General features: G+C 48.9%; 28 protein-coding genes and 1 other RNA gene. 10 read left to right on the top strand and 19 right to left on the bottom strand.

From position 1 onward, the window contains the following. Positions 1–12: 12 nt before the first annotated feature. Genes GWK09_RS00770 through GWK09_RS00760 form a run of 3 tightly spaced genes read right to left on the bottom strand, consistent with a single transcriptional unit; the run spans position 13 to position 983 of the window. Positions 13–321 (bottom strand): CCC motif membrane protein, encoded by a 309-nt coding sequence (locus GWK09_RS00770; protein WP_163691119.1) that lies wholly within the window; start codon positions 319–321, stop codon positions 13–15. 17 nt (positions 322–338) lie between these two features. Next, a complete protein-coding gene (locus tag GWK09_RS00765; protein ID WP_163691118.1) occupies positions 339–671 on the bottom strand; it encodes a CCC motif membrane protein in 333 nt (110 codons plus the stop codon). A 12-nt stretch (positions 672–683) separates the two neighbouring features. Then, positions 684–983, bottom strand: coding sequence for a DUF2752 domain-containing protein (locus tag GWK09_RS00760; protein ID WP_283401230.1), 300 nt, complete (start codon positions 981–983; stop codon positions 684–686). A gap of 84 nt (positions 984–1,067) precedes the next feature. Between GWK09_RS00760 and GWK09_RS00755 the strand changes: the two genes are divergently transcribed. Then, on the top strand, positions 1,068–1,625 hold the full coding sequence (locus GWK09_RS00755; protein ID WP_163691117.1) for a Smr/MutS family protein: 558 nt from the start codon (positions 1,068–1,070) through the stop codon (positions 1,623–1,625). Here GWK09_RS00755 and GWK09_RS00750 read toward each other — a convergent pair whose 3' ends face one another. Beyond that, positions 1,626–2,132: a hypothetical protein gene (locus GWK09_RS00750; protein ID WP_163691116.1), complete on the bottom strand. Its 507-nt coding sequence runs from the start codon at positions 2,130–2,132 to the stop codon at positions 1,626–1,628. Positions 2,133–2,245: 113 nt separating this feature from the next. Here GWK09_RS00750 and GWK09_RS00745 point away from each other — a divergent pair, with 113 nt between their 5' ends. Beyond that, positions 2,246–3,415, top strand: a complete 1,170-nt coding sequence (locus GWK09_RS00745) for a cysteine desulfurase family protein (RefSeq protein WP_163691115.1) — start codon at positions 2,246–2,248, stop codon at positions 3,413–3,415. Here the strand turns inward: GWK09_RS00745 and GWK09_RS00740 are convergent. The 3 genes from GWK09_RS00740 to GWK09_RS00730 are packed head-to-tail and all read right to left on the bottom strand — an operon-like array spanning position 3,412 to position 8,221. Continuing rightward, positions 3,412–4,053 carry a hypothetical protein gene (locus GWK09_RS00740; protein ID WP_204260339.1) on the bottom strand — a complete coding sequence of 214 codons (642 nt, stop codon included), beginning with the start codon at positions 4,051–4,053 and terminating at the stop codon, positions 3,412–3,414. The genes GWK09_RS00745 and GWK09_RS00740 overlap by 4 nt on opposite strands. A 4-nt stretch (positions 4,054–4,057) precedes the next feature. After that, the gene (locus GWK09_RS00735) at positions 4,058–6,526 is read right to left on the bottom strand and encodes a TonB-dependent receptor (protein WP_163691114.1); all 2,469 of its coding nucleotides are present in this window, start codon (positions 6,524–6,526) and stop codon (positions 4,058–4,060) included. Positions 6,527–6,529: 3 nt separating this feature from the next. Beyond that, positions 6,530–8,221, bottom strand: a complete 1,692-nt coding sequence (locus GWK09_RS00730; RefSeq protein WP_163691113.1) for a M23 family metallopeptidase — start codon at positions 8,219–8,221, stop codon at positions 6,530–6,532. Between the two features lie 177 nt (positions 8,222–8,398). On the opposite strand from GWK09_RS00730, the gene GWK09_RS00725 reads away from it, so the two are divergent. The 4 genes from GWK09_RS00725 to rny all read left to right on the top strand — a co-directional run bounded on the left by GWK09_RS00725 (position 8,399) and on the right by rny (position 10,885). Then, entirely contained in the window at positions 8,399–8,689 is a 291-nt protein-coding gene (locus tag GWK09_RS00725; protein WP_163691112.1) for a hypothetical protein, read from the top strand. Between the two features lie 14 nt (positions 8,690–8,703). Continuing rightward, entirely contained in the window at positions 8,704–9,000 is a 297-nt protein-coding gene (locus GWK09_RS00720; RefSeq protein ID WP_163691111.1) for a cell division protein ZapA, read from the top strand. Between the two features lie 52 nt (positions 9,001–9,052). Then, a non-coding RNA gene (gene ssrS, locus GWK09_RS00715) (6S RNA) lies at positions 9,053–9,159 on the top strand. 157 nt (positions 9,160–9,316) lie between these two features. Next, on the top strand, positions 9,317–10,885 hold the full coding sequence (gene rny, locus GWK09_RS00710; protein WP_163691110.1) for a ribonuclease Y: 1,569 nt from the start codon (positions 9,317–9,319) through the stop codon (positions 10,883–10,885). 37 nt (positions 10,886–10,922) lie between these two features. Here the strand turns inward: rny and GWK09_RS00705 are convergent, their stop codons facing one another. Together GWK09_RS00705 and GWK09_RS00700 are read right to left on the bottom strand one after the other, a co-directional pair. Further along, positions 10,923–12,113 carry an MFS transporter gene (locus GWK09_RS00705; RefSeq protein WP_163691109.1) on the bottom strand — a complete coding sequence of 397 codons (1,191 nt, stop codon included), beginning with the start codon at positions 12,111–12,113 and terminating at the stop codon, positions 10,923–10,925. Between the two features lie 14 nt (positions 12,114–12,127). Further along, positions 12,128–12,583: an SRPBCC family protein gene (locus GWK09_RS00700; RefSeq protein WP_204260338.1), complete on the bottom strand. Its 456-nt coding sequence runs from the start codon at positions 12,581–12,583 to the stop codon at positions 12,128–12,130. 97 nt (positions 12,584–12,680) lie between these two features. Between GWK09_RS00700 and GWK09_RS00695 the strand changes: the two genes are divergently transcribed. After that, positions 12,681–13,259 (top strand): fasciclin domain-containing protein, encoded by a 579-nt coding sequence (locus GWK09_RS00695; RefSeq protein WP_163691108.1) that lies wholly within the window; start codon positions 12,681–12,683, stop codon positions 13,257–13,259. A gap of 154 nt (positions 13,260–13,413) precedes the next feature. On the opposite strand, the gene GWK09_RS00690 is transcribed toward GWK09_RS00695, so the two are convergent. The 7 genes from GWK09_RS00690 to GWK09_RS00660 all read right to left on the bottom strand — a co-directional run bounded on the left by GWK09_RS00690 (position 13,414) and on the right by GWK09_RS00660 (position 18,645). After that, positions 13,414–13,824 carry a VOC family protein gene (locus GWK09_RS00690; protein ID WP_163691107.1) on the bottom strand — a complete coding sequence of 137 codons (411 nt, stop codon included), beginning with the start codon at positions 13,822–13,824 and terminating at the stop codon, positions 13,414–13,416. Positions 13,825–13,870: 46 nt separating this feature from the next. Then, a complete protein-coding gene (gene corA, locus GWK09_RS00685; RefSeq protein WP_163691106.1) occupies positions 13,871–14,935 on the bottom strand; it encodes a magnesium/cobalt transporter CorA in 1,065 nt (354 codons plus the stop codon). A 104-nt stretch (positions 14,936–15,039) separates the two neighbouring features. Beyond that, on the bottom strand, positions 15,040–15,741 hold the full coding sequence (locus tag GWK09_RS00680) for a VIT1/CCC1 transporter family protein (protein ID WP_163691105.1): 702 nt from the start codon (positions 15,739–15,741) through the stop codon (positions 15,040–15,042). Positions 15,742–15,779: 38 nt separating this feature from the next. Beyond that, positions 15,780–16,970, bottom strand: coding sequence for a cation:proton antiporter (locus tag GWK09_RS00675; protein WP_204260337.1), 1,191 nt, complete (start codon positions 16,968–16,970; stop codon positions 15,780–15,782). Positions 16,971–17,095: 125 nt separating this feature from the next. Continuing rightward, on the bottom strand, positions 17,096–17,398 hold the full coding sequence (locus GWK09_RS00670) for a chaperone modulator CbpM (protein ID WP_163691104.1): 303 nt from the start codon (positions 17,396–17,398) through the stop codon (positions 17,096–17,098). Further along, a complete protein-coding gene (locus GWK09_RS00665; RefSeq protein ID WP_163691103.1) occupies positions 17,395–18,288 on the bottom strand; it encodes a DnaJ C-terminal domain-containing protein in 894 nt (297 codons plus the stop codon). The genes GWK09_RS00670 and GWK09_RS00665 overlap by 4 nt, the downstream gene beginning before the upstream one ends. Before the next feature lie 72 nt (positions 18,289–18,360). After that, entirely contained in the window at positions 18,361–18,645 is a 285-nt protein-coding gene (locus tag GWK09_RS00660; protein ID WP_163691102.1) for a hypothetical protein, read from the bottom strand. A 243-nt stretch (positions 18,646–18,888) separates the two neighbouring features. Here GWK09_RS00660 and GWK09_RS00655 point away from each other — a divergent pair, with 243 nt between their 5' ends. Continuing rightward, the gene (locus GWK09_RS00655) at positions 18,889–20,154 is read left to right on the top strand and encodes a cation:proton antiporter (RefSeq protein WP_163691101.1); all 1,266 of its coding nucleotides are present in this window, start codon (positions 18,889–18,891) and stop codon (positions 20,152–20,154) included. Positions 20,155–20,171: 17 nt separating this feature from the next. Here the strand turns inward: GWK09_RS00655 and GWK09_RS00650 are convergent, their stop codons facing one another. Then, complete coding sequence (locus GWK09_RS00650) at positions 20,172–20,855, bottom strand: DNA alkylation repair protein (RefSeq protein WP_239530525.1); 684 nt, start codon at positions 20,853–20,855, stop codon at positions 20,172–20,174. Positions 20,856–21,016: 161 nt separating this feature from the next. Between GWK09_RS00650 and GWK09_RS00645 the strand changes: the two genes are divergently transcribed. Next, a complete protein-coding gene (locus GWK09_RS00645; protein ID WP_163691099.1) occupies positions 21,017–22,093 on the top strand; it encodes a DUF3667 domain-containing protein in 1,077 nt (358 codons plus the stop codon). A 3-nt stretch (positions 22,094–22,096) separates the two neighbouring features. On the opposite strand, the gene GWK09_RS00640 is transcribed toward GWK09_RS00645, so the two are convergent. Both GWK09_RS00640 and GWK09_RS00635 read right to left on the bottom strand, forming a co-directional pair. Further along, on the bottom strand, positions 22,097–22,291 hold the full coding sequence (locus GWK09_RS00640) for a DUF4177 domain-containing protein (RefSeq protein ID WP_163691098.1): 195 nt from the start codon (positions 22,289–22,291) through the stop codon (positions 22,097–22,099). Positions 22,292–22,304: 13 nt separating this feature from the next. Beyond that, entirely contained in the window at positions 22,305–24,761 is a 2,457-nt protein-coding gene (locus GWK09_RS00635) for a M14 family metallopeptidase (protein ID WP_163691097.1), read from the bottom strand. A gap of 180 nt (positions 24,762–24,941) precedes the next feature. Here GWK09_RS00635 and bshC point away from each other — a divergent pair, with 180 nt between their 5' ends. Continuing rightward, positions 24,942–26,546, top strand: coding sequence for a bacillithiol biosynthesis cysteine-adding enzyme BshC (bshC, locus tag GWK09_RS00630; RefSeq protein WP_163691096.1), 1,605 nt, complete (start codon positions 24,942–24,944; stop codon positions 26,544–26,546). Positions 26,547–26,555: the final 9 nt, after the last annotated feature.

Below are 26,555 nucleotides of genomic sequence, written 5' to 3'. Positions count from 1 at the left end.
GGTCTTTTCATTTTAGAAATTATCAAATTCTCCTGCCGTTATCAGGGCGATGATCGCGCCAAAGTACAGAATGATAAAGAGGAGGTACAGAAGGGCAAGGGCCAGGCCCACGTAGGACAACACCCGTCCTGTTTTCACATTTTCATATCCCGAATACATGCCGGGATTTTCTTTGTAGATCCGCTCTGCTTTACTCGCACTGTTCAGGCCGAGGATCGTAAAAATGATCCCGAATGGACCACAACAGAGGAGTGTGAGTACAACAGATAGTATTCCCATCGTCAGTGCATTGCTGGCTCCGGGTAGTGATTGCTGGTTCATAGTCTGGTTTTTCTAATTTATTCTTCGATGCCGAATTGTTCCATCATTTCCTGTGTCTTCCGCATATATTCATCCCATCCGCCTATTGCCCAGATTCCGTAGATCGCATAGCAGAAGTACAAAATACCGAGTACAAGACCAATGATCACCAGAATCTTTGCAGTTCTTAACTGACCGTAATTAGAGTAGAGCTCAGGATTTTCTGCATAAACTCTTTCGTCTTTCTTCAACAGGAATAGCCCTATCCCAGACATGATGATGGCCGGGAACCCCCAAACACAGCAGCAGAGGTATGACAAGATAGCCAGGACTATGGCAATGGTTACGTTGGGTAGTTTTTGTTGTTCCATAAAAAGTTTTGGTTAGAGGATTTTGTAAACATAGTTGGCCAGGATCATTAGAACGCTTGTGATCATCAGTCCGATGCTGATCGCATTGGCGTATCGGATCCTGAAGAACCGGTCGAGCAGGAGGAAGGCGAACAATCCCATAATGGGATATATAGCAGGATACATCTTAAAAGCTGCCACGAATTCCCCTTGTAATAAAAGCCAAACCGATCTCTGTATCCCGCAACCGGGACATTCCATCCCCAGCAACTGCTTGCTCAGACAGGGCAGCATCAGGTCCTTTGCGGCTATAAGGAAGAAAACCAGGTTCACAGCGGGCTAATTACGTTCTGCATCCGAAAAATACTATTATTTTTAAGGAATGAAAATAATTACCTTCTTTATTTTCCGGGTGATATGGCAAAAGTTAAGGTAGGCGACAGGGTACAGGTACTCGATGATTCCATAGAGGGGATCGTGGTGCGTTATGGTCCGCAATCGGTCAGGATCAGAACGGCCGATGGCTTTGAATTGGAATTTTCCCATGAGGAGATCCTGCTCTCAGAAGGGCAGGAAAGGATAAGGGTAAGCCCTGGTGAGGTTAGCGCCTCTCGCCTGGAGAAGGAAGTCGGAAGGAAACCAGGGGTCAGCGTGTCCAGGAAAAAGGAGAAAGAGGTTCCGGCCATGGAAGTCGACCTGCACATACACCAACTAGTACCCGACACCAGGGGGATGAGCAATTACGATATGCTCAACATACAGATGGAAACAGCCCAAAGGCAGCTGGAGTTCGCCCTGAAAAAGAACATACGCAAAGTGGTGTTCATTCATGGCGTCGGAGCAGGTGTTCTGAAGGAGGAACTCGGGTTTCTCCTGCGCCGGTATCCCCAGATCAACTACTACGATGCCGATTATCAGAAGTACGGTCTAGGGGCAACGGAAGCCTATATCATGCAGAACCCGAAAGTGGGGTGATCACTCTTTGGTAGTGACTGAGCCGAACTCGTCGATGCTGGTATCTGTGATCCTTTCCCCCTGTTCGCTGATCAGGGTCACATCCCTCAGGCGTATGGTGTGTTCGTAAAGGGTCGTATCCGTAGCATTCCTTATAGTGGTTACCAGGACCTCCCCGCTCACTGCTTCGATTTCCTCCCGAACGGTCGGTTCGGCAGGGGGGAACGGGTCGCAAAAATAGGTCTTGGATACTGTGGCATTGAAAATTCTATAGACCAGGGAACTCTGGCCGGGAATACTGCTGACCAGCGTATCCTGTGATTCCTGATTCAGCAAGAGCCCATTTTGCAGTTTGAGGATCAGGCTTTCATCCCCGCTGATCTTGAAGAATACAGTAGTCTCTGTGGTCACGGTGGTTTCACAGGTCTGAAGGGCAACGTCGTCAAAGTCGATCATTTCTATCTGCAGGTCCCCGTCATTACAACCCCAAAGGAACATCAGAAACAGAAGGAGTAAAGAATGCTTCATGGTCCAAATGTAAGACAAATTGAGAGGAAAAACCTATGGTTAACTCCTCCCATTCCTGAGATTTTAAGTTATTTTCCTGTATTTTTGAACCGGTTTCCTAATGAGGATCGATTATGAAGCAAATTTATCTGGACAATGCAGCCACTACCCGGGTCAGGGACGAGGTAATTGAGAAGATGCAGTCGGCCCTGGCTAATTGCTACGGAAATCCCTCTTCTACACATGGTTTCGGGAGGACGGCCAAGACCGCCATCGAAACAGCGAGGAAAACGATCGCTAAATACTTGAATGCCCAGCCTTCTGAGATCATTTTTACATCGGGAGGGACAGAGGCAGACAATATGATCCTCAGATGTGCGGTGCGCGACCTGGGGGTAGATACCATCATTACTTCCCGACTGGAGCATCACGCCGTTCTCCATACGGTAGAGGAACTCGAAGCCCAGGCCGGTGTGAAAGTGTGTTATCTCGACCTGGAGGCTGATGGGAATCCGGATATGGACCATCTGAGAACCTTGCTCGAGAGTGAAAAGGGGAAGAAACTGGTGAGCCTGATGCATATAAACAATGAGATCGGCAACAAAATAGATATGGAGGCCGTGTCCGCACTTTGCAAGGAGCAAGGGGCGTACCTCCATTCAGACACGGTACAGTCCATAGGGCATTACACCTGGGATGTACAGGCGATACCCATCGACTTTATGACGGCTGCAGCCCATAAATTCCACGGCCCCAAAGGAGTGGGTTTTGCGTATATACGAAAGAATTCAGGCATGAAACCTATGATTGTGGGAGGTGCACAGGAAAGGGGCTACCGGGCAGGTACGGAACCCTTCCACAATATCGTTGGTCTGGAGGAAGCCTTTGTCCTGGCCTACGACCACCTGGAAGAGGAAAGGCAGTACGTCTCGTCCCTGAAGAAATATTTTATAGACTCTATCCTCAAGGCTTTTCCCGAGGCAAAGTTCAACGGGCTTTCCGGGGACATGGAGAAGAGCACCTATACGCTGGTCAATGTCAGATTGCCCATCTCACAGGAGAAGGCACTGATGTTGTTATTCCACCTGGATATCAAGGGGATCGCCTGCTCCAAGGGAAGCGCCTGTCAGTCCGGTAGTGATTCCGGCTCCCATGTCTTGTCGCAGATCCTTACCGAGAAAGAGTTGAAGAACCCATCCCTGCGGTTTTCCTTTTCCATCTACAACACTAAAGATGAGATAGACTATACGGTTAAGGTGCTCAAGGAGTTTAGTAAGGACGAAAAGGCGCCGATGATCTCCTAGCGCTCCTTGTCATACGGGAATTTCCTGGTGGCCTTCTTCATCATGGATTCGATGAGGTCCGTGGTGTTCCTGCCGGATTTTTTGTTGATCTCCTTTTCGTATTTCCAAAGCAGTTTTCCGGTCTTTCCATCGCTTACCTTAATGCCGATCCGCCCGTAATTCGCATCGCCCAGGATGTAGTCGATAAAACTGAATTCAGACGGGACACCTTCTGAAAGCAGGATATTCAGGTCCATGTTGCCACTGACAATTCCATCCACTCCCAGGATCTCACTGAGTTGTTTGATCGTATAGGTATCGATGTTGGAGTAGTTGATATCGTTCTGGGCGAGGATGGCATTTGTATTTTTGGTATTCTGAAAATCCACCGAAAATTTCTTTCTTTTCTTACCCCTTCCAAAATAGGTCTCCAGGGCATCCTGCACTGCATATCCCTCCCGTTCCTCCAGTTTTTTGAGATCTGCGCCATCCACTCCTTCCTTGAGTTCGAGGTTCGTTAAGAATGGGATGATGGCCAGTACTTGGTGATCGGCACTCAGTTCCTCGAAACGGTCACTCTCGTAAATGTTCTTTTGCCCTTGCAGTAAAAGTACTTGCAAGAGGATCAGGACGGATAAGAGCCTTTTTATTCCCTTCATTCGGTTAAAATCTCATTCTAAGTTTTACATTCAGGATCCTTGAGGTCATGAAATTGGGTACGGCGTATTCATTTTTACTATCCACATCCCGGACCCAGGTGTTCGTGATGGAATTCTGGTTGTTAAAAAGGTTGAAAATCTCGAGTCCCACCTGCAGTTCCTTGCAATTTCGCAACCAATGTCCCTCCTTTGGAGACGTGCTTTGATCTACAAAAGTATGAGAAATTCCCAAATCAGCCCTTTTGTAATCCCTTAACCTGTTCCGGAAGATATACGGGTCTGCATAACTGGGTGAGCCTCCGGGTACCCCGGTACTGTAGACCAGGTTAAGATACATCTTTAATTGGGGCAGATCCGGGACGTAATCCTGCCAAAGGATGGCGGCCTTGAATCGCTGATCCGTGGGTCTGGAGATATATCCCCTGTTCTCCCAGTTTTCCATGGTCTTTAGATACCCCAGGCTGATCCAGGACTCGGTCCCGGGTATAAAGGCCCCGTAGAGCCGAAGGTCCGCTCCATAGGCATAGGCCCTGGCATCGTTATTGGCCACGTACCTGATGCGGACATCTTCGAGCGTATAAGTGTTCACGTCCCAAAGATTTTTGTAATACACTTCGGTTTGCAGGTTGAAGGGTCTGTTCCAGATCCTCAAACTCTGTTCGGCCCCAAGGACCAGATGATAGGATTTTTGTGCTTCCACTTCGGGAACAATGGTCCCGCTGGCATTCCTCAACTCCCTGTAAAAAGGGGGTTGCTGATAGATCCCGGTAGACAACCTGAAAACGATGTCCCGCTCCCATTCCGGTTTAAAGGAGAGCTGTGCACGCGGACTCAGGGCGAATTGCGCCTTTCTATTGACTCCTTCTCCCTGGAGTACCCAATGATGAGAACGAAGGCCCAAAGTATAGGTAAGCTGATGTTTCCTCAGGACCCACCGGTCTGTGAATTGGATAAAGCCCTGAAGCCTGCTGGTCTGAGTGAAGTTGCGGGCACTAACGGCATTGTAAGCCAGAAGGGGGGCGGTAAAGGGTTCCTCTGGCTGATTGTTGATGAACTCCTCCCTCGGAGGCCTGATAAAAAAGCCGGCAGAGTCTATGAATTCCGATTCGCGTATCTGATCCCTGATATCCTCGTATGAATATTTCAAACCCCAGGAAAGATGGGTGTTTCCCTTCCGGTAATCACCCTCGTGAGACCAGGTGAGAATGAGGGCATCGAGGTCGTTTCGCGCGCGGTTGTACTGGGAACCGATCCCACGGGAGGAGGTCACTTCCCCCAGACTGCCACTCCCCAGGCTGGTCTCTATCTCACCCAGTTCGTACTGGGCTACTATATCGGAGTATTCTTCCTCCTGACTGTGATTGACAGAGGTGTAAAAGTTCAGGGCCGTGGATTCGGTAGGAAAGAATTCGGCCTTGATCGCACCCATTCCGGTGGCAAAGGAATTCTCTTCTCTTCCCAGGTAAAAGACCCGGAGGGCCTGTGGATTGGCCAGGGTCCCGAAATTAGTCTGTCTGGAGACGGGCTGATTGCGATATCGGTTAAGACCCAGATACCCCAGAAAATGGAGGTGAAATCTGGAGGTGAACCGATAGGTAAGCACACTTTGAAGGTCTGTGAAGAGCGGATTGAATCTCGATAAGGTCTGCTGGCTGTTTACGAGCAGGCTGTTGTCCCGGTATCTGAATCCCGTCAGAGTAGTGAATTTCTTGTCCTTGGACCGTGTTTCCAGGGTGGTACCCAGTCCGAGAAGGCTCGCCTCTGCCTGGATGGCAAAACGTGTAGGTGACTTATAGGTGATATCGAGTACCGAAGACAGTTTATCTCCATATCGGGCCTGAAAGCCCCCCGGTGAGAAGTGCAGTCTTTCAACCATACTGCTGTTGACATAGCTGAAACCCTCTTGTTGACCCGATCTCAGCAGTTGCGGCCTGTATACTTCAATCCCGTTTACATAGACCAGGTTTTCGTCATAGTTACCACCCCGGACACCGTACTGGGTGCTGAGTTCATTGTTTGAAAAGACGCCGGGCAACAGTTTGAGTAGGTTTTCTACTCCGGGATTCGCCCCGGGAATACTTTGTACGAGTTCAGGTGAAAGATTTGAGATACCGGAGACGGTCTTTGATCCCATGGCCGTGACCTCCACACTGTCTATTTGTATGGCGTCGGTTTTCATGACCGGATTGAACGCAAAGACCTGATTGGTGGTAAGGATCAGGTCCCGGAGTTCAATTTTCTGATGCCCGATATGCGAAAAAGTGATCGTCATGGGTACCTCAGATTCCACCTCCAAGAGGTAAAAACCATCGGTATTCGAGATCGTCCCCCGGGTACCTACACGAATACTCACATCACTGAGGGCTCGGTTATCCGAGCCGAGGACCACGCCCGTGATGGTTGCCGTTTGCCCGGAAACGGCACAGGCAACACAGAAAAATGCCGAGAACAGTAAAATCCTGAGGGGGTTCAAGAGCTAACTTCTGAAAAAACTACTCGTAAAGGTAGTGGAATTCCCGACATTGTCCGTCACCACCACTTTCAGGTCACATTGCTTCTTGTCCAGGATCTTGTCGTCAAAATTATACGTGATTGTATTGTTCTTGGGTTCGTACTCCATAAGGATCCACTCCCCGTTCAGGGTGGCCTCATAGGAGGCTATGCCGCTGAGGTCGTCGGAGATTAACAGGCTCAGATACCTGTAATTGGTCAGCCACTGTTTTGATTTGAAGTTCTTGGGCCTGATCACAGGGGGTACGGTATCCCGAGCCAGGGTATAGGTGCCCAGCGATCTGGTTCGGGTAGAAAAGGTATTTCCCCTCTTGTATGTCTTCATGAAGTCTGGGCGCATTCGCTCGTCGAGACGTGCGATAAAAGCACTCTTTAAGAAGGCTTCTTCGTAGCCCTCGGTGTCAAAGGTTATGGTGAAATTCTTGTGCACGGGAACGCTGTTGTTGTGGACGGTAACGGTATCCTTGTCAGACCTCAGATCTATGTAGAAGTCTTCGTAAAACGTATCGGGAGGGAAAAACAATTTCACCTTTCCCAGGTCAAAATTGTTGGGTTTGCCTGAGGATATGTAATGCGCTGTCTTTACTATTTGTTTCTTTTGCTCAGGCTCTTCCCTATTTCCTTGCACGGGGATGATCACCCTGGTGGAGTTGCCGGCCAGATCCTTTAGAGTGATCTCCACCGTGTAATTCATCCCGGGGAGAACCGTCAGTTTCCCGTCGTTTTCCAGTTCCTTGTAGATGCTGAGATCATTGCCATTTACCTTAAAACAGCGCTGGATACGCCGGCGGTATTTAGACAGGTATTCGTAGTCGATCAGGGTGTTGATCAATCGGGTTTCACCAAAAGAAAAGGAGTCAAAATCAAAAGCTGAGATGACCCGTCCATTTACTTTTTGCTCCAGTTCGTACAGCCCGTTTTGATTGGCCGCCAGGTCCTGACGGTCATATGCGGATATCCCGAATCCAATGGTGCCCGTGGCTTTGACCTCTGAAGAGAGGTAAGAACCATCTGCTTGCCTGTTCAAGGAGAGTTGTACCCTTTCTTCACTCCGGTTTACCACCGCATCCGCGGACAGGGGGTAGGCGTAAAGAGCTTCCAGGGTGGGATTCGTGGCATCCCTGACGTCCAGGCCGTATAGCAATGGGTTGGTAGGTCTTTCTGACAGACTGCTCCTGATCTCGAAATGCAGATGGGGCCCGGATGACCCGCCAGTGTTCCCGGTATATGCTACCAGGGAATCCGTGATGACCTTGAGTTGACCGTATTCCGGGAATACCTCGATCTCATAGGAACGATTCCGATATTGGGCCTCTTTTACAAAGGCCTCGATCTCAGGACTGAATTTCTGAAGATGGGCATAGACAGAGGTATACCCGTTGGGATGTGCAATGTAGAGGGCTTTTCCATACCCCCAGTGAGATACTTTGATCCGGGTAACGGTGCCATCAGCAATGGCGTAGACCGGCAGACCTTCACGCTGCTGAGTCTTGATATCGATACCAGAATGGAAATGGTTTGATCTTAATTCTCCGAAGGTACCCGCGAGGATGAGTGGGATATCCAGGGGTGATCGAAAGGCATCCCTGGGATAGTTCTCCTGCCCTATGGCCTGTTGAAACAATACGATGCAAAGCAGGAATACACTCTTCTTCATAGACAAGGGTTGGCACGAAATTAAATAATAGGACCTTAACTTTAAAATAAAAACGGGTATCCATATCAATTCTTGCTATTTGAGATTCTGCCTTCAGGGGCATAGAGGAATAATTGGAAAAACTATTGCTTAGTCGTCCTAGGTGTGTTAACTTTGTTTGAAAGCATTGAGTTGCCCATGAGCGAATTGGTTGAAATAGTTGATTCCCTTGAAAATAAGATCAGCAAATTATTACACAAGGTGGAATTGCTCAATCAAGCTAAAGGAAGACTGGAGGAAGAACTGATCCAGATCAAACAGGATCATGAGGCCACAAAGAAATCCGTGCAAGAGTGGGAGGAAAAATACGAAACCCTCAAGCTGGCAAACTCAATGTTGGGCAGTGAAACAAATAAAACAGAAGCCAAGCTCAAAATAAATACATTGATCAGGGAGTTGGACCATTGTATCTCTCAGCTCGCTGAATAATGGACTCAAAAATTATGGCGGAGAAACTCAAGATCAAGCTGTCTATCGCAGACCGGGTATACCCACTGACCATAGACCCAAGTCAGGAAGAAGGCCTGAGGAAGGCGGCGAAGAACATCGAGCAACTCGCCAAGAAGTTTGAGCAGAATTACGCCGTCAGGGATAAACAGGATGTACTGGCCATGTGTGCCTTGCAGTTTGCCTCCAAGATCGAGCAACGAGGAATCGAAAAGATGGAGGATACCCGGGAAGTCGTGGAAAGACTGACCGCCCTGGACCAGCTGGTGAATGAAAAGCTTAGCTTTAAATAAGTTCTTTAACATACATAATTTACTGCCCACATTGGTAAATAAATTTTGACAAACTCAACATTAATTAGTTTGAAAAGGGTGAGTTTAGATTGTAAAAGCAGGCCTTCCTGAAAGGATCCTTGAGCAGTCTGTTAGCCCTAAACCTGTTTATAGGAGTTTGTACAAAACTTCCATCAATGTGGGCTTTTTTATTTCCGACCGGTGAATCGGTCCGGAATGATTCAAGCAGGAGATCGCACTGAGCCGATAAGATTCAGCCGGATTTTCCCGCACATATTTTCTGGGGGCAGGTTACCTCAAAAAACAAAACTAACACATGGACACTACAACAATACTCATCGCAGGAGCCATAGGCTTGCTTATAGGCTTCGTCATTGCCAAATTCCTGGAGAAGGGAAAAGCATCCAAAACCATGGCAAATGCAAAAAAGGAGGCAGCCGTACTCCTGAAAAACGCTGAAACAGAAGGAGAGAATATCAAAAAAGACAAGATTTTCCAGGCTAAGGAAAAGTTCCTGGAGTTGAAGGCGGAACACGAAAAGGTCATCATCAATAAGGAAAAGAAGATCTCGGAATCAGAAAAACGGACGCGGGACAAAGAATCCCAGGTAAGCAGCGAACTGGCGAGGAACAAAAAGCTCAATGAGCAACTGGAGGGCAAGATACGGGACCTGGACCACAAGGTGGAGTTGTACGAAAAGAAACAGACGGAACTGGAGAAATTACACAAGAGCCAGGTACAGCAGCTCGAAGTGATCTCGGGGCTTTCTGCCGAGGAAGCCACCAACCAGTTGCTGGAGTCCCTCAAGGAGACCGCTAAGTCGGATGCGATGGCCTTTATGCAATCCACCCTGGAGGAGGCCAAGCTAACGGCCCAGCAGGAAGCCAAAAAGATCGTGATCAATACCATTCAACGGATCGGTACCGAAGAGGCCGTAGAGAATTGTGTCTCGGTCTTCAACCTGGAATCCGATGACGTCAAAGGACGGATCATCGGCAGGGAAGGGCGCAACATCCGTGCCCTGGAATCCGTGACCGGGGTGGAGATCATTGTGGATGATACTCCTGAGGCCATCATCCTTTCCTGTTTTGATTCTGTGCGCAGGGAGGTCGCAAGGCTGTCCTTGCACAAACTCGTGACGGACGGGCGTATTCACCCGGCCCGTATAGAGGAAGTGGTACGGAAAACTGAGAAACAGATAGAACAGGAGATCGTGGAAATAGGGAAGCGAACCGTGATCGACCTGGGGATTCACGGACTCCACCCAGAACTTATCAAGGCGGTCGGAAGGATGAAATACAGGTCGTCCTACGGCCAAAACCTATTGCAGCACTCTCGTGAGGTCGCCAAGCTTTGCGGGGTGATGGCAGCCGAATTAGGGCTTAATCCCAAGATCGCTAAACGAGCCGGGTTGCTCCATGATATCGGAAAGGTCCCGAATACAGAGACCGAGCTCGAAACCCCACACGCCATCCTCGGCATGCAATGGGCCGAAAAATACGGGGAGAAACCCGAAGTGTGCAATGCGATCGGGGCGCACCACGACGAGATCGAAATGACCACACTCATCTCTCCTATCATACAGGTTTGTGATGCCATTAGTGGAGCGAGGCCAGGCGCCAGAAGGCAGGTTCTGGATTCCTATATCCAGCGATTGAAGGATCTGGAAGACATCGCCTTCGGATTCGGAGGAGTGCAGAAGGCCTATGCCATACAGGCGGGGAGGGAACTTCGCGTAATCGTTGAGAGTGAAAAGGTAAGTGATGAAAAAGCCGCACAGCTCTCCTTTGAGATCTCACAAAAGATCCAGACAGACATGACCTATCCGGGGCAGGTGAAGGTAACCGTGATCCGGGAGACCAGGGCGGTGAATGTAGCCAAATAGCACCTTCGGGCCTAATCTGAGATCATTATTTACACCTTTATAGATCAACCCGGGACCTGGGCAGGTCCCCCCTTTTTTTGTTGAGGATAGCGAGGCCGAGCAAGGGGCCTAATGCCAGGAACGTGAAGATCCATGCCGGGGAGATGAGGGCCTGAAGGACGTTTAGCAACTGAATACTCAGGATGGTTATCCCGAAACCTATGCAGTTCACCAGAGTAAGGGCCGATCCCTTCAAGGGTCCGTCCGCATTCCTGGCGACCAGGGTGGAGAACAGGGGTGAGTCTGCGATCACGGCCATTCCCCATAAAAGAAAGAACCCCAAAAAAAAGACGGCAGAGGGTTGCAGGAACAGGAGGGGGGAAAGCAAACAGCAGATGCAGGAGATCAGCAGGGCTCCCGAGGCCGTCTTCCTGACGCCATAGCGCTCCGAAACAAAGCCACCAGCCACACATCCCAGGGCCCCCGAACCGATAATAAGAAAGGACCAGGCAGGGATATCCATGGGCGTCTCATGGATTTCCCCATAGGCGGAAAGTCCCACGGGAACAAAGGCCCAGAAGGCATAAAGCTCCCACATATGCCCGAAATACCCAATGGCTGCCTGCCTTAGATCGCGATTTTTAAAAATGGTAAATACGCCATTCCACCTGAAGCCTGTGGCGGCTTTCCTGAACGGACCGTCCGGGATCCCGTAGCGCACGAGTGAACCGCCTGCCAGGGCCAGGAAGGTGGTCGTGATGACCACATACCTCCACTCGGCTGTGGTAAAACTCCCCTTTAACAGGTGTGGCAGTGCGGTTCCCAGTACCAGGGCCCCTACCAGGAAAGACAGAGACCTGCCCAGGCCTTTATCAAAGTAATCGGCTGCGATCTTCATACCTACGGGATAGATGCCTGCGAGGAAAAATCCGGTTAGCAGTCTAGAAGCTGTCAGGCTCAGGAGGGTATTTCCTTCCCAGGTCAAGCCAAGATTGCAGAACCCTGCGGCCAGGGCAGAGTAGAAAAACACCTTTGATGGGGAGTAGCGGTCTGCTATGGTCAAAACAGCGTAGCAGAGGGTCCCGGTAATGAATCCCAGCTGTACGGCAGAAGTGAGGTGGCCAAGAGCCTGTTTTGAGAGGCCGAATTCCAGGATCAGGTTGTTGAGTACTCCGTTGCTTGCGAACCAAATGGAAGTGCAGAAGAACTGGGACAACACGATGAGGAACAGGACATTCTTTTTAGGCATATGAGTTAGAGAGGTTAGACAGAGAGGTAGTTCTTCAGGTTACCGTGGATAAAATAATCCCATCCACCCTTACAGCTTTCTCTCGTAAATTCTGTGAGCTCATCGGGGAAATCCTCCTGCACCCTTACCGTTAGTTTTAGGTGTGCCCGGTGTTCATCCCCCGAAACCTCAAAGGTAGAGGTGGATGCTCCGGGATATTCCTCAAAGGTCCAGCGATAGGTGATACTCACACCGGGAACAACTTCCAGTACTTCCCATTGGTGCGTGAAGAGCCGTTCTTCAGACCTCACCTTGAAAGAGGTCTGGAAGCCCGGCCTGGGTTCGAAACCGGGCAGCATATCAAAGTACCATTTCTTCATTTCCGGCAAGCTGGTAAGGGCCTTCCACAATGTGGTTGCACTCCTTTCAAAAGAAGCTTCAACGAGGATAGGGGGGTCTGATTTCTTCATCGGTCGTCCTTTATTTTTCATGTAAAAATGTTAAATATTTCAAAAAGGCCTCAAAAAACCAAACCTCTGCTGTGGGTCTTCCGTAGGTAAGGTGAATCTTAAAAATAAATAAATTATCATGAAGATCTTTAAATTGTTTAGAATCACGGCCATAGCGCTGGTTTTACTTTCTGCTTCGTTCCTGATGGGCCAAAAATCAATGATGAATGAAAATACCAAAATGGTGGGAAGGGCCGCCATGTATCCCTCCAAGGATATTATTTCCAATGCGGTAAATTCTGCGGACCACATCACTCTTGTTGCAGCCGTTAAAGCGGCCGGTCTTGTAGAAACCCTTCAGGGAGAAGGTCCTTTCAAGGTTTTTGCCCCCACAAACACTGCTTTTGAGAAATTACCTGAAGGTACCGTGGCTTCCCTTCTGGAGCCCGGGAACAAATCGACCCTCCAGGCCGTCCTGACCTATCACGTACTTGCCGGTAAGTACAATGCGGCCGATATAGTGGAGGCCATCAGGAAAGGAAATGGGAAAGCCACCTTTACCACCGTAGATGGAACTGAGCTAACCGCCATGCTCAAAGGAAAGAAAGAACAGTTGAAAGATGTTGCCGGCAATATTTCCACGGTATCCATCAGCGACGTGAACCAGTCGAATGGTGTGATCCACGTGATCGATACGGTAGAGTTACCGGTGATGTAATTTCATTTCCAGTAGAGTTCGTTGTTTGGTTGGTTTTTTGTTTTCAGTCAACCAGATGGAATTAAAGGGAATTAGAAAGATTCATGGCTTGAGTATTAGAGTCTTTATGTTCTCTCTCAAAGTATAGCTAAGAATATTAAAAAGTATGATTTCACTAATATTCCGATTGTTCCAGCCGTTTCGAAATCCACCAATAATTACCTTCCATATCCTGAATACCGGATTGCCTGTCCCTGTATGGCATATCGGCCGGGGAGAAAACCTCGCGAGCCCCTGCCTTAATAGCGAGTTCGTGCATTATATCTACATCGTCTACATACAGATAAAAGGAGGATTTCATTCCTGTAAAGGGAGGTCTTGCTCGACTGACCATCAGGCAACTGTGCCCGAGCCTTAAAATGCAATTAGTGATATCCCCGGTCTTTGGGTCTTTTGTACGCTGTAATTCTTCTGCTTTCAGACCAAGGGTAAGGAATTGTATCAGTTTGACCGGATCTTCGGCAAATATATAAGGTGTTACGGTGCCGAAACCCTCGGGGCGATATGTATTGTAAATCTCTTCCATGGCTTTTTCTTTTTCGATTTTTAGAAATTGAAATTGTTTCCGATGGTTACAACCATTTATTCCTTTTAAAATAGATGAGCATTCCCAGGGCGATCACCACCATTATACCGAGCATGATAAAATAACTGTATTTGTAATGCAGTTCCGGTAAAAAATCAAAATTGGTTCCGTAGATCCCGGCGATGAACGTCAGGGGGATGAAAATAACGGAAAAGACCGTGAGGACCTTCATCACATCATTGAGCTTGCTGCTGATGGTGGTATGGTAGATATTGAGCTGATCTGACAGGATATCCCTGTAACTGTCCGATACTTCGCTGGCCTGACTGATATTGTCCTCCAGTTCTTTGAAATGGACGTAGGTGGCCTCATCTATGAATTCCGATTCCATTTTTGCCAGGGAAAAGATCATTTCCTTGGCAGGTTTGATATTCTTGCGCAGGAAATTGAGCTCTCTTTTGTATTTGTTGATCTCGTTGATAACCACTTCATTGGGGTTCAGAAGCAGGGTATCTTCCAGGGTCTCAATTTTCTCGCCCAATACACTGAGCACGTACAGGTAATTGTCGATGACGATATCGAGCAGGGCGAAGGTCAGGTAGTCTGTCCCCCCGTGCCTTATTCGCTTTTTCTGTTTGCGGATGCGATCGCGGACAGGTTCAAAGACATCACCCTTCCTTTCCTGGAAGGAGATCAGCATATCCTCCGTCAGGATAATGCTCAGATTTTCTACCATGATCTGGTCTGTGTTCTCCTTCTGCTGCATCATCTTGATCGTGATCAGGATGCAATTGTCGTATTCGATGACCCTTGGCCTGGCATGGGTTTGTATCACCTCCGCAAGGACGAGCGTGTCCAGGTCGAGTGTCTCGGCGATCTCTTTCATGATGGCCGCGTTGTGGAGCCCATCGACATTCAGCCAGGTAACCGTGTCTTTTTCCTTGTATTTAAGTACATCCCGGACAACCTGTACGGCATCTTCCTCCAGGGTATCCTCATTGAAGTCGATGATGCGGAGCAAGACCTCATTGGCCTTTTTTTTGCCCCGGAATGTCAGGTCGTCCGGGGCCAGTCCGATGTCCTGTTTTGACTTTTTAACGAATCTAGCCATTTTGATTTTTTTTACCATTGTCTGTTCTCATAGGTACTCAGGCAAGCATTTTCACAATAATCTACAAATTTTTACCCATTAAGCCTCGTCAAGGAAGCACTTCCTCATGCCACGGAGACCCCAAAAAGATGCCCGATGTAGGCCGTAACCCCCATGGCAATGGTCCCCCAGAAGGTGATCCTCAGTATGGCCTTTCTCACACTGGACCCGCCTGCCTTCGCGGCGAAGGCCCCCAGTACGATCAGGAAAAGGATGGCCAGGACGTACTGCCAGAGGATCATACCTTTTACAGGGATGAGCAGGGCGGCAATAACCGGTAGAATACCCCCTAAAACAAAGGATGCGCCTGAGGCCATGGCAGCCTCCATGGGCTTTGCTCTCGTCATGCTGTGTATCCCCAGTTCGTCCCTCGCATGTGCCCCAAGTGCGTCGTATTCGGTAAGCTGTTGCGCCACTTTCAGGGCCAGGTCGGCACTCAAACCCCTTGCCCTGTATATACTGGCAAGTTCACTTAATTCTTCTTCCGGCATGTCCCGGAGTTCCCTTCTTTCCCTGGCCAGGTCCGAAGTTTCTATATCTGTCTGGGAACTGACGGAAACGTACTCCCCTGCGGCCATCGACAGGGCACCGGCCACGAGTCCGGCCACCCCAGCGATCACTATGGGTTCCCTGGAAGGGGAAGCGGCAGCCACCCCCACAATAATACTCGCGGTGGAAAGAATACCGTCATTGGCGCCCAGAATGGAGGCTCTTAACCAGTTGCTTCGGCCGAGGTAATGATCCTCCTTTTTAATTGGTTTTTCCATGGTTTCCTCATTCACTGTTTCCCCCTTAAAGTAAATTGTTAAGGAGCTATTATTTGTTTCTTGCCGCTCAACTTTTCCGTCAAAAAGATCCAGAATGGGCTGATCCCGATCGTGAGGGAGATCAGGGAAATGGTAAAGTCGTACGCGTATTGGGTCAGGATATTCAGGTTAAAGGCGGTTATGCAGATCAGGAAGCTGAGTTCCCCGATCTGGGCCAGCATGGCACCGCCAAAGATCGCCTCTCTCCAGGTGTTGTTATAGGCCCTCAGGATGATGGTGTTGATGGCGTGGTTCAAAACAAAAACGGTGACCAGGGACAGACCCAGGGGCAGTAGGTTTTCAACAAGGAAGGAAAGGTTGATCTGAGCTCCGATGCTGATAAAGAATACAGCGACGAACAGGATCCTGAAGGAATGTATGGCATCGTGTATCCAGCGAACGGCTTTCCCGGCGTGCATAACCAATCCGCCCACAAAGGCTCCCAAAGCCTCGGAGATCCCGAAAAGTCCTGCGATGCCTGCACCGGCAAAGCAGAAGAACAGGGCAAGGAAGACCTGCAATTCGTGGTCCCTCATGATGGCTTTGCGAAAAGGGAGCCAGGTGATCTCCTTTCTTACATAGATGTATAAAATAGTGGCAAAGATCAAAACACCGCCTATAATCTTTAGCAAGATTGAGTTGAATGAGGTGTCTTCTCCCCCGAAGATGGAAATCAGGATGAGGATGGGAGCAATGGCGATGTCCTGTGCCAGCAGGATACTCGATACATTCTGGCCGATCTTTTTGCCGAGCAGATTTTTGTCTTCCAGTAATTTAAAGATCACGGCCGAGCTCGACAAGGCGATGACAAATCCCATTACCAGAATACGGGAATTGTTCCAGCCAAAGAGCAGGCCTATGGCACCCATGGCTCCTATACTGAGAAGGATCTGACCCAGGGTCCCGAAAACGGCCAGACGCCAGTTGCCGATAAAGGAGTAGAGATCGATCTCCATCCCAATAAAGAAGAAAAGGAGAATGATCCCCAATTCTCCTATATGCATCATGGTCTCCTGGTCGCCGATGAGGTCAAAACCGAAGGGTCCTATCAGCACTCCGATCAGGATATAGGCGATCAGGGTGGGTTGTTTGATCTTGTTCAGGAGGAAACCCGATATGACCACCCCCAGGCCCACGATGCAGATCAGGGTAATGGAAGAGTGAAACGATGTGAGAAATATCAGATCCATATGAGCCTGGGAGTTGAAGGGTTACATTTTGTTCCTGACTCGTTCTTAACGGGCATGGGTAAGGTAACCGGATCGTCTATTTTCATCTTTTATGTAAAATTATATTATGAAGCTCACAAAGAACTTCACTGGAATGGATCTTCGTAACGGCGCAACTTATTGCTCAACCTCAGTAACCGGGCCTCCAGTTCCTCCTGTCTTCTGAGCATATTTAGGACCACGTCTATTCCTTCCAGGTTCACGTGGAGGTCTCTGTGAATGCGGATGATCCTTTCAACCTCCTGCAGAGCATCCTGATGAATGCACTGCTGGCCCTGATACACTTTGAGATCGATAAGTCCGAAATCCCCCAATTCCTCAAAAAATGTTACCTCGAGGTCATAGAGCTCACATAACCGAACTAGCGGAAAAAATTCCTTGTTTCTCATACCTGTCTCAATTTAGCAAGTTCCTCGAACAATTGTTTCTCCTTCGCGGAAAGGTTTTTTGGGATCTCGATCTCATAAGTGATATAGAGGTCGCCAAAATGTCCCTCTTTTTTGTACACCGGAAATCCCTTCCCCTTTAATTTGACCTGAGACCCGTTGGGCGTACCCGGTTTCACATTCAGTTTCACCTGTCCGTCAAAAGTGTTGACAATGATCTCCCCACCCAATACAGCCTTGTAAAGATCTATTTTCACCGTGGTATAGAGGTTATCCTCATCCCTTCGGAAAGGGGTGTTATTCACAATGGAAAACCGGATGTGAAGATCCCCTCTGGGCCCGCCATTGATGCCTTCCCCTCCGTGGTTTCTGATCTTGATCACCTGCCCGTTTCGGACCCCTGCAGGGATAGTGAGTCTGATATTTCTGCCATTAACGGTCAGGGTGCGTTTGTGGGTACGGTACACCTCCTCCAGGGGCAGTTCCAATTCTGCCTGTATGTCCTGCCCCCTGAATTGCATGGTCCGCTGCTGTCTGCCGCCCCTTCCCCCAAACATTGCGCTGAAAAAATCGGAAAATTCATCATCCGAGAAGGCCGACCTCTCTGATTGCTGGCGAGATTGCCGGTATTGGGCCTGTTCCTTTTTCGCCTTCTCAAAAGCCTCTGCGTGTTGCCAATCCTTGCCGTATTCATCGTATTTTGCCCGGTTCTCGGGATTTCCCAGGACCTCATTTGCCTCATTGATCTCCTTGAATTTCTTCTCGGCAGTGGCGTCCCCGGGATTTATGTCAGGATGGAATTTCCTCGCCAGTTTGCGATAGGCTTTTTTGATGTCCTGCTGACTTGCATTTTTCGGGACTCCGAGGATCTGGTAATAATCTATGTATTTCATGCTTCCGTGACACCTTCAGTTAAATTACAGACTTGAACTTTGTATAAAAAGCAGGATGGTCACTGGGTGAACTCACTTTTTCTCCTTATAGATCACCTTGCAGTTTTCACAGACCTTTCCTTCTTCTTGCTGTTTCAGGCTGATCGGGAACAGGTGCTTTTTTACGTAGTCCCTGATCCACCCGGCGTCTATATCCTTCGTTTTTACATCGGCATCCCAGTTCCTGACAGCTTCGTAGAACTTCCCTTCGTATTCCTGTGTGCCCCAGCAGTTGGGGCACAGGCCTTCAGGGCTCTCCCCATGGGATCCGTGTTTGTGTTTTACAAGAAAATTTTTCAGGCTTTCTTCTAATTTCATAGGGCTAGGTTTAGATCTTTCGTCTCTGCGCTCTTACACCCTTAAAAAAAGGAATAGATGTGTAAAGATTTCCGAGTCTGAAGTTCGTAATTAATCGTCAGAAATCAAATGTGATCGGCTGGATTTAAGTCGACTTCCCTCCCTATTGGGAAAACGACCTATCCGGATAATTGATAGGGTTACTCCATTCAAAATTACAGATCGGGTTTTTGACATCTCCCAAAGGAGGAGTACATTTGGCACATGCAGTTAGACCCGTTCACCATTATTACCATCCTGGTATTCCTCTCAGCGATCTTCGGATATATCAACGTCCGTTTCCTCAGGATGCCCAATACCATTGGGTTGATGTTCATCACTATTCTGCTTACCCTGGTGGTATTTGCCTGGAGCTATGTGGATCCGACCCTTTTGAATGTGGAACGGTATATTTTATCTCAGATCGACTTCAAAACGGTCTTGCTGGATGTGATGTTGAGTTTCCTTCTTTTTGCAGGGGCCCTTCACACTGATTTTGAACAACTCAAAAAACACCGGTGGCCTATATTGAGCTTTTCAACCCTGGGGGTGTTGACCTCCACCTTTCTGGTGGGTACGGCAACCTATTACCTTCTGATGGCATTGAGCATGGAAGTACCTTTCATTCATTGCCTGCTTTTCGGAGCTCTGATCTCTCCAACAGATCCCATCGCTGTGCTAGGCATCCTGAAACAGGCCGGTGTACCGAAGAAACTGGAGACGAAGATCGTGGGAGAGTCCCTGTTCAATGACGGAGTAGGGGTAGTTGTTTTTCTGACGCTCTTTGAGATCGCATCCCCGACAAATGAGGCCATAACGGCCTTGAGTGTGGCAAAACTCTTCGGGGTTGAGGTTTTCGGAGGCCTTGGTCTTGGCCTGTTGCTGGGCTGGGCAACCTACAGGCTGCTCAGGAGCATAGACGACTACGATATCGAAGTGATCATCACCCTGGCAACCGTGATGACCGGGACGGTAATCGCCCAGAAATTGCACGTATCCGCCCCTCTGGCCATGGTGGTGGCAGGCCTGCTCATCGGGAATGACAAGGTGAGGACCAGTGCCATGTCCGAAAATACCATGATCTATGTCGACAAATTCTGGGAACTGATAGATATACTGCTGAACACCCTGCTCTTTGTACTTTTGGGGATGGAGATCCTCGTACTTACCTTTGATTCCAACTACCTGCTTGCAGGGATCATAGCCATTCCAATCGTGTTGCTCTGCCGGTATCTATCCCTGCTACTTCCTATTTCTTTCTTCCAAAGAAAATTGGAATTTGTACCCCGAACCGGTGTGATCATGACCTGGGGAGGACTGAGAGGGGCGATATCCATTGCACTGGCCCTTGGACTTACTGCGGAAATGAACAGGGATCTCTTCCTCCTGATCACCTATGTGGTCGTCGTTTTCTCTATCATCGTCCAGGGACTTACCGTGGGCAAACTCGTCAAAAAAGCGACGGGTGCTGAAGTTACGGTGCCCCAGTAAAAGATCTTTTTACCGCCTTACCGATCCTTTAGTAACCGGAGGGCTTCTCTGGCACTTAAGGGATCCAGGGGTGTGGCAGCCGCAAAACGCCTCACCCAGGAGGGATCGGTCTTGCTGTATTCCCTCAGGACCCAGCCTATGGCCTTGTTGATAAAGAATTCACGGGAACCTAAAAGTTGGGTGATCGTTTTCCCCAGAAATTCGGTATCCAGATCGCCCTTGTATTTCAACTGGAACAGGAGAGTGGTCCTCTGTAACCAGATATTCCCTGAGGACATCCATTTTTCCGTGATCGCCTCCCTCTTTTCCGGAAATGACCTGAAATAAGAACCTACCAGGTTAACCGCGATAAAGTCGACCGTATCCCACCACGACTTATGGGTGATCATATATTCGAATAAAAGTACGTCATTCTCTTCCTGTAACCTGACGTATTTCCTGGCCAGTTCCTGGCCTATGTACTGGTTTTCCCGCTCCTTCTTTTCCCAGAGGACCCTGACCAGGGCCGGAAGGTCGTTCTTGGAAGGGAGCAGGCTTTTTTGGAACAAATCCCTTTGGATCTCACGTCTCTCAGGCGTTTTGATGCCATAGAACCGAAATTGGTGGCGCATGTAGGCGGCTTGCCCTTCGGCTATTTTCTCATCCGAAGCCACGGTGCAAAGCCTTTCCAGGGTTTCCAGGAATGCGGTTACGTTCTGCATTTTCATTCGTCTATAAGAATGGAGGATGTAGTCTTGTCCAAGATACAAAGTGAAAAGGAGATATGAATAAGTTTGATGGGAAGGATGGGTTCCCCTATAAAGTAGCTATCCCGACCGGCTTATAAAGTCGATTTTTTCTACATTTATATAAAAATCAACCGATGGCCGAAACCAACCGATGTAAAAACTGCGATCATCCCCTGGACCCTTCCTATGAATACTGTCCCAAATGCGGGCAGGAGGTAACGGATAACCTCACCTTTGGGGTATTGTTCAGCAAGACCATCAGTGATTATTTTTCGGTGGATGCCCGATTCTTCCGGAGCTTCTTCCCCCTGATCTTCAAGCCTGGGGTGCTGGCCAGGAGATTTGTGGACGGTAAACGGCTATACTACCTTCACCCTGCACAATTCTACCTTTTTATTTCAGTGGTCTTTTTTTTCCTCATTTCCTTCAGTATCCAGAAGGCAGACAATGAGATGTCTGAAGCGCTAAAGAAGAACTTTGAACAAGGTAAGATAGAGGTCGCGCCAGACTCCTTAAAACTCCATCCTGCAGATTCCCTCCAATTGGTAAAGACCCGGGAAATGGTTAGGAAGAACAAAGAAAAATGGGGCATTTCCGATGAGGAAATGGAAGATATTGACTCGGTCATAACCGAGACGGCCGAAAACCCTTCCAGCCTGAACCGGGGCATCACCTTCGATTTCGACAAGGATGTACTCGACTCCCTCATAGCCATCAACGCCCCCATGGAGGAAAAACTCAGGGCCATGGGGATGAAAGAGGATGCATCCTTGCTAAATCGCCGGATTTACGAGCAAGTCTATAAACTGTATGTGCAAAGAGGCGGGGGGATACTCCAGACCTTCTTCAATACCATCCCAATTGCCATGTTTCTGCTGATGCCGATCTTTGCCCTCTTACTCAAAATATTTTACTGGAGGCGGGGGAATTTTGCACACCATATGGTATTCAGCTTCTATTTCTTCACCTTTCTGTTCACGGCTTTCTGTATTTTATTCCTGGCAAACAAATTGTTTGATGTACCTACCTGGCTGGAAGTTATCATCACGCTATCCTACCTTGTATATCTCATGGTGGCCTTGAGGAATTTTTACCGAAGCAGCTGGATAGGGGCCTTCTTCAAAGCCAATGTCATCTCCTTTATGTACATGCTGTTAATTCTGCCCGTGGCAACAGCAGGCATTATCTTTATGGCCTTTATGCTCTATTAAACCCTATTTTTCGAAGTAGAGGTAGATATACATAGCGGCACCGAACTGGGTGGCATCCGTAGAGACCAGCTTCCAGCGATCGGCTGCGTATTGGTCCAGTTTTTCCTGTATACCCTTCCTGGAGGCCTCCATTAGGTGATTGCGGTTGGCAAAGGGTTTGGTGTAATAGATCAGGGTTTCAACCTTGTAGTGCGTCATAGTTTCCGGCTAATTAATCCAACATAAACAGGGCATTGACAAAGAAGAGCTTTCCGTTTTCCCAGAATCCCCGGAAAAGAGGGTTGTCTACCATGTAAACTACCTGGCCTCTGCCGGAATTCTCCACTCCAAAGAGAAGGGAATTCGCGATCTTTTTCTGGGCTTCGCTTCCCGCAAAGCCCGCTACCGGTCTGGCAGTACCCTCCAGGTAGGCCACTGTACCACCATCCAGGTATTCATAGCTGTCATTTCCCAGTTTCAGGCTGAAGTAGGTATCCCCATATCCGAAGGCCAGCGGGTGGGTCGGATCCACTTTTGCCTTAAAGATAGCCCCCGTAATTTCGTCTTTCATACGCTCCCTTTGTGCTTCCTCGTATATATCGGGTTCCGGGGACTCATCCCCTTTCCCGTTCTCATCCTTTTGTTCTTTTATCCCGAAACCGTCCTTGCCTTTCAGGGCTCCAATAGCGCTGCCCATTGCGATCAGTCGGCCTCCTCCTTTTACCCAATCGCTGACCTTCCCGAGGTTGGCCTCGCTGAGGAAGGAGCGGTAACCCCATCCATCCGGGAAGACCAGTACATCGTACTCTTCAAGTTCCACCCTCCCGAAGTTCTCGGCATCCAATACGGTAAGAGGATAGTGCAATTGCTGTTCAAAAAAGTGCCAGATCTCCCCGAAGCGCAACGTAGAAGTAGGCTCGCCCGAGAGCACACCTACCTTAACGGGAACGATCATCTTTACATCATTGGATCCGAAGTCCCTGCCTCTATCGACAAACCCTGTGGAGACCGCCGTGATCTCTTTTTCGGGATACTTTCCAAAGATTTCGAAAAGGCGGATCATCTTTCCGGTATCGGCATTATCTGCTTTGGTGATGATCAGGCTGCCTCTTTCTAAGGACTTCCCGTTCAGGGAAAAGGGAGTATGGGAAGTCCTTACCCTTATTCCTGCCTTTAATAGATCGGCCAGAAAGCGGGCATCTTCCATGCTGTTCCAATCGGCCACGTAAGCGTATGAGTCTTTCGCCGGAACCGGTACCGTACCGGTCTTTGCCCCGAAAGATGAACTCACCGGGCTTGTGGATGCCAGGGCGTCCAGTCCATAGGCATAGGGAAGGGACCAGGCCGTGATATCGTAAGTAAGCGAATCACTGAGCTTGGCATCGGGCTCGAAGAGGACCTTGACCAGGGTTCCTTTGGTCTGATCTGTGGAAATGACCAGGCTCTCTGAATTCGTCGGCACAGATCCGTTTCTGCCCGTACCGTACACGAATCCCTTGGCCTGTCCGTTCGTCCCCCACCCGTATTGAATCCCGTGCTGATCCAGGAGTCGGGTCAGCGCTTTTTTGTGGTCCGAATTCCCGTTGAGCACATAACTCTTGTATTGGTAATCCCTGTTTTGATAAAATTTCCTGAACTCCTCATTAAGGCTGGAATGGTTTTGAGAAGCCACCTCCACCGTAGAGAGCCCCGTAGTAAAATGGTGGGCTATTCTATCCTTGAGGGTGAGGGTGTCACCAATTCCTGTGATCACCCCTAACCCAGCCCGACCGCTGCCGCCTTGTTCATAGGTCATGCCAATCGCACCGTTGTAGGTAGGATAGGTATCCCCGTAACTCGGGTAGAAAAGATCGAAACGCTCTTTGGTGAAGTAGAACCACCCATTCGCATCAAAATATTTGGCGTGGTTCCTGCCCAGGGTCGCCTGGAAGGATCTCTGGAAAGGAGTGATCACCTCGTGGAAGGGTTCGGCAGAAGGGGCGAAAAAGTAAGGGCTGTCTACACCCTGTTCGTGAAAATCAACATGTATGTGGGGCAGCCACTGGTTGTACTTTACCAACCGCTGACGGCTTTCCACCTGCGTGAGCCATGCCCAGTCCCGGTTGAGGTCGAACATATAGTGATTGGCCCTTCCGCTCAGCCAGCCTTCGTGGTGTTCCTTACTGTCAGGATTAACCTGGTGTGGTGTATTCTTGAAGGAATTGTACCAGTTCACATACCGGTCGCGCCCGTCCGGATTGATACATGGGTCGATAATAACCACGGTATTCTCCAGGTACTCTTTTTTTTCGGTAAGGAGGGCGTAGATGGTCTGCATGGAGGCTTCTGTGCTCACGCTTTCGTTTCCATGGACATTGTAGCTCAGCCAGACGATAGCCTTGGATGCACTCCTTCCTCCCGCGGTGCTTTCAAGGTGGGTTTTCCTGATGGATTCTAGGTTGGAGATGTTTGCCGCCGAGCTCACGAAGGCCAATAGTAAGGGCCTTCTTTCGTTTGTCTTCCCGTATTCTTCGAGTTTCACCCGGTCTGGAACCACAGATGCAAGGTATTCGTAATAGTCCACAACCTGATGGTGCCGGGTAAATTCCGTGCCCAGTTCATAACCCAGAAATTCGGAAGGGGATTGTACGGTTTGCGAGAACCCTGCGAGGGACAGGAAGCACAGCAGATAAAAGACGTTTATTTTCATTTTTGCAAGTCTGAAGTAAAGGTTCCAAATCTAAGGATAAAATCCATAATTCCTATCACGCCTTAGGTGGCCCGTTAAAAGATTCACCGGGGGTTCCTCATGTCAAAATTCCTCAACTTAACGTATTTTTAGGAATCCGCTAATGCCAGAACCTTATCTTTGGTGCGATATCGATCCTATATGCAGCCAGAAGGAATCCCGTTCAGAGAAACAGGCTATTTTTCAGAGATCATTTGTGATTATCTGGATCAGTCATCTGCCCTGAAGGATTTTTACCACAGGTATCCTTCCACCGTGTCCTTTGGTGCCCAGATCAGGGAGAAAGAGGCTTCATATCCCCCGGAAATACGAAAGATCCTGGTAGACTCCCTGAGGCTCCAGTACGATCACCTGGAACTGCCCGCAGAAGTGAGTTCCAATATCGACATGCTGGGAAAGGGCCATACCTTCACCGTGGTCACAGGGCATCAACTGAACATTTTTACAGGCCCCCTTTATTTCCTTTACAAGATCATCAGCACTGTAAAACTTGCCAAAGAGCTAGGCGAGAACTACCCGGAGAATCATTTCGTGCCTGTATACTGGATGGCCACGGAAGATCACGATTTCGAGGAGATCAATTATTTTAATTTCAGGGGCAAGAAACTGCAATGGAACCGGGACTCAGCCGGTCCTGTGGGTCGTTTATCCACAGAGGGACTGGAGGCGGTACTCGAACTGTTTTCCATGGAGATGGGACAGGGAAAATACGCTGCGGAACTCAGGGAGCTCTTTTCATCGGCCTATCTGGGCCACGGGGACCTCACCCGTGCCACGCGATATCTGGTGAACCAGCTCTTCGGCCATTACGGGTTGGTGATCGTGGACGGGGATGACAAGGCTTTGAAGCGATGCCTCATTCCTTTTGTGAAGGACGATCTGTACCATCAAACGTCATATAAAAAGGTGACTGCAACCACAGAGGCCATGGAAAAGGCCTCGCCCGGCTATACCATTCAGGTGAATCCCCGGGAGATCAACTACTTCTATATTAAGGAGGGTCTCAGGGAACGACTGATCGAAAAGGGAGGAAATTACTACGTGAACAATACCGAACTGGTCTTTACCAGGGAGGAGATAGACAAGGAAATTGAGACTCACCCCGAGCGTTTTTCCCCCAATGTGATCACCAGGCCCCTCTATCAGGAAGTGATCCTGCCCAACCTCTGTTATATTGGGGGTGGGGGAGAACTGGCCTACTGGCTCGAACTGAAATCATCCTTCGAAGCGGCCAAAAACCCCTTCCCCGCTTTGATGCTCAGGAATTCCGCCCTGCTCATCACTCAGAAGCAGGACCAAAAGATCCGGAAAATGAACCTCAGCATCCGGGACCTCTTCCTGGAGCAGAACCGGTTGATCAACAAAAAGATCCGTGAAATTTCCAATATCGATATCGACTTTACCCCTCAGCGGGAACATCTAAAAGAGCAATTCAAGGCCCTGTACGACCTGGCGGAGCAAACCGATAAATCCTTCCTGGGGGCGGTGAAGGCACAGGAGGTAAAGCAATTGAAAGGGCTCGACAGGTTGGAAAAGCGATTGCTGAAGGCCCAGAAACGCAAGCTGGTAGACCACGTAGAGCGCATGACGGCTCTTCAGAATGAACTCTTCCCCAACGGTTCCCTCCAGGAAAGATCCCTCAATTTTTCGGAAATTTATCTCGAGATGGGGAAGGATCTCATCCCTTTCCTAATGAATTCCATGGATCCTTTTTCTTCGGAATTTTATGTACTTCAAATGCCCTGAGAGGCCTTA

It is taken from the genome of Muriicola jejuensis (assembly GCF_010671595.1).
GTDB lineage: Bacteria > Bacteroidota > Bacteroidia > Flavobacteriales > Flavobacteriaceae > Muriicola > Muriicola jejuensis.
This window is presented reverse-complemented; position numbering and strand designations above follow the sequence as displayed.

What these genes read in the sequence shown, in the direction of transcription:
- GWK09_RS00670 (WP_163691104.1), bottom strand. Translation starts at nt 17,398, where the DNA reads ATGAGAAACAAGGAATTTTTTCCGCTAGTTCGGTTATGTGAGCTCTAT.
- GWK09_RS00680 (WP_163691105.1), bottom strand. Translation starts at nt 15,741, where the DNA reads ATGGAAAAACCAATTAAAAAGGAGGATCATTACCTCGGCCGAAGCAAC.
- GWK09_RS00675 (WP_204260337.1), bottom strand. Translation starts at nt 16,970, where the DNA reads ATGGATCTGATATTTCTCACATCGTTTCACTCTTCCATTACCCTGATC.
- GWK09_RS00720 (WP_163691111.1), top strand. Translation starts at nt 8,704, where the DNA reads ATGGCGGAGAAACTCAAGATCAAGCTGTCTATCGCAGACCGGGTATAC.
- bshC (WP_163691096.1), top strand. Translation starts at nt 24,942, where the DNA reads ATGCAGCCAGAAGGAATCCCGTTCAGAGAAACAGGCTATTTTTCAGAG.
- GWK09_RS00770 (WP_163691119.1), bottom strand. Translation starts at nt 321, where the DNA reads ATGAACCAGCAATCACTACCCGGAGCCAGCAATGCACTGACGATGGGA.
- GWK09_RS00655 (WP_163691101.1), top strand. Translation starts at nt 18,889, where the DNA reads ATGCAGTTAGACCCGTTCACCATTATTACCATCCTGGTATTCCTCTCA.
- GWK09_RS00745 (WP_163691115.1), top strand. Translation starts at nt 2,246, where the DNA reads ATGAAGCAAATTTATCTGGACAATGCAGCCACTACCCGGGTCAGGGAC.
- GWK09_RS00755 (WP_163691117.1), top strand. Translation starts at nt 1,068, where the DNA reads ATGGCAAAAGTTAAGGTAGGCGACAGGGTACAGGTACTCGATGATTCC.
- GWK09_RS00650 (WP_239530525.1), bottom strand. Translation starts at nt 20,855, where the DNA reads ATGCAGAACGTAACCGCATTCCTGGAAACCCTGGAAAGGCTTTGCACC.
- rny (WP_163691110.1), top strand. Translation starts at nt 9,317, where the DNA reads ATGGACACTACAACAATACTCATCGCAGGAGCCATAGGCTTGCTTATA.
- GWK09_RS00640 (WP_163691098.1), bottom strand. Translation starts at nt 22,291, where the DNA reads ATGACGCACTACAAGGTTGAAACCCTGATCTATTACACCAAACCCTTT.
- GWK09_RS00705 (WP_163691109.1), bottom strand. Translation starts at nt 12,113, where the DNA reads ATGCCTAAAAAGAATGTCCTGTTCCTCATCGTGTTGTCCCAGTTCTTC.
- corA (WP_163691106.1), bottom strand. Translation starts at nt 14,935, where the DNA reads ATGGCTAGATTCGTTAAAAAGTCAAAACAGGACATCGGACTGGCCCCG.
- GWK09_RS00700 (WP_204260338.1), bottom strand. Translation starts at nt 12,583, where the DNA reads ATGAAAAATAAAGGACGACCGATGAAGAAATCAGACCCCCCTATCCTC.
- GWK09_RS00725 (WP_163691112.1), top strand. Translation starts at nt 8,399, where the DNA reads ATGAGCGAATTGGTTGAAATAGTTGATTCCCTTGAAAATAAGATCAGC.
- GWK09_RS00690 (WP_163691107.1), bottom strand. Translation starts at nt 13,824, where the DNA reads ATGGAAGAGATTTACAATACATATCGCCCCGAGGGTTTCGGCACCGTA.
- GWK09_RS00645 (WP_163691099.1), top strand. Translation starts at nt 21,017, where the DNA reads ATGGCCGAAACCAACCGATGTAAAAACTGCGATCATCCCCTGGACCCT.
- GWK09_RS00740 (WP_204260339.1), bottom strand. Translation starts at nt 4,053, where the DNA reads ATGAAGGGAATAAAAAGGCTCTTATCCGTCCTGATCCTCTTGCAAGTA.
- GWK09_RS00665 (WP_163691103.1), bottom strand. Translation starts at nt 18,288, where the DNA reads ATGAAATACATAGATTATTACCAGATCCTCGGAGTCCCGAAAAATGCA.
- GWK09_RS00765 (WP_163691118.1), bottom strand. Translation starts at nt 671, where the DNA reads ATGGAACAACAAAAACTACCCAACGTAACCATTGCCATAGTCCTGGCT.
- GWK09_RS00730 (WP_163691113.1), bottom strand. Translation starts at nt 8,221, where the DNA reads ATGAAGAAGAGTGTATTCCTGCTTTGCATCGTATTGTTTCAACAGGCC.
- GWK09_RS00635 (WP_163691097.1), bottom strand. Translation starts at nt 24,761, where the DNA reads ATGAAAATAAACGTCTTTTATCTGCTGTGCTTCCTGTCCCTCGCAGGG.
- GWK09_RS00660 (WP_163691102.1), bottom strand. Translation starts at nt 18,645, where the DNA reads ATGAAATTAGAAGAAAGCCTGAAAAATTTTCTTGTAAAACACAAACAC.
- GWK09_RS00750 (WP_163691116.1), bottom strand. Translation starts at nt 2,132, where the DNA reads ATGAAGCATTCTTTACTCCTTCTGTTTCTGATGTTCCTTTGGGGTTGT.
- GWK09_RS00695 (WP_163691108.1), top strand. Translation starts at nt 12,681, where the DNA reads ATGAAGATCTTTAAATTGTTTAGAATCACGGCCATAGCGCTGGTTTTA.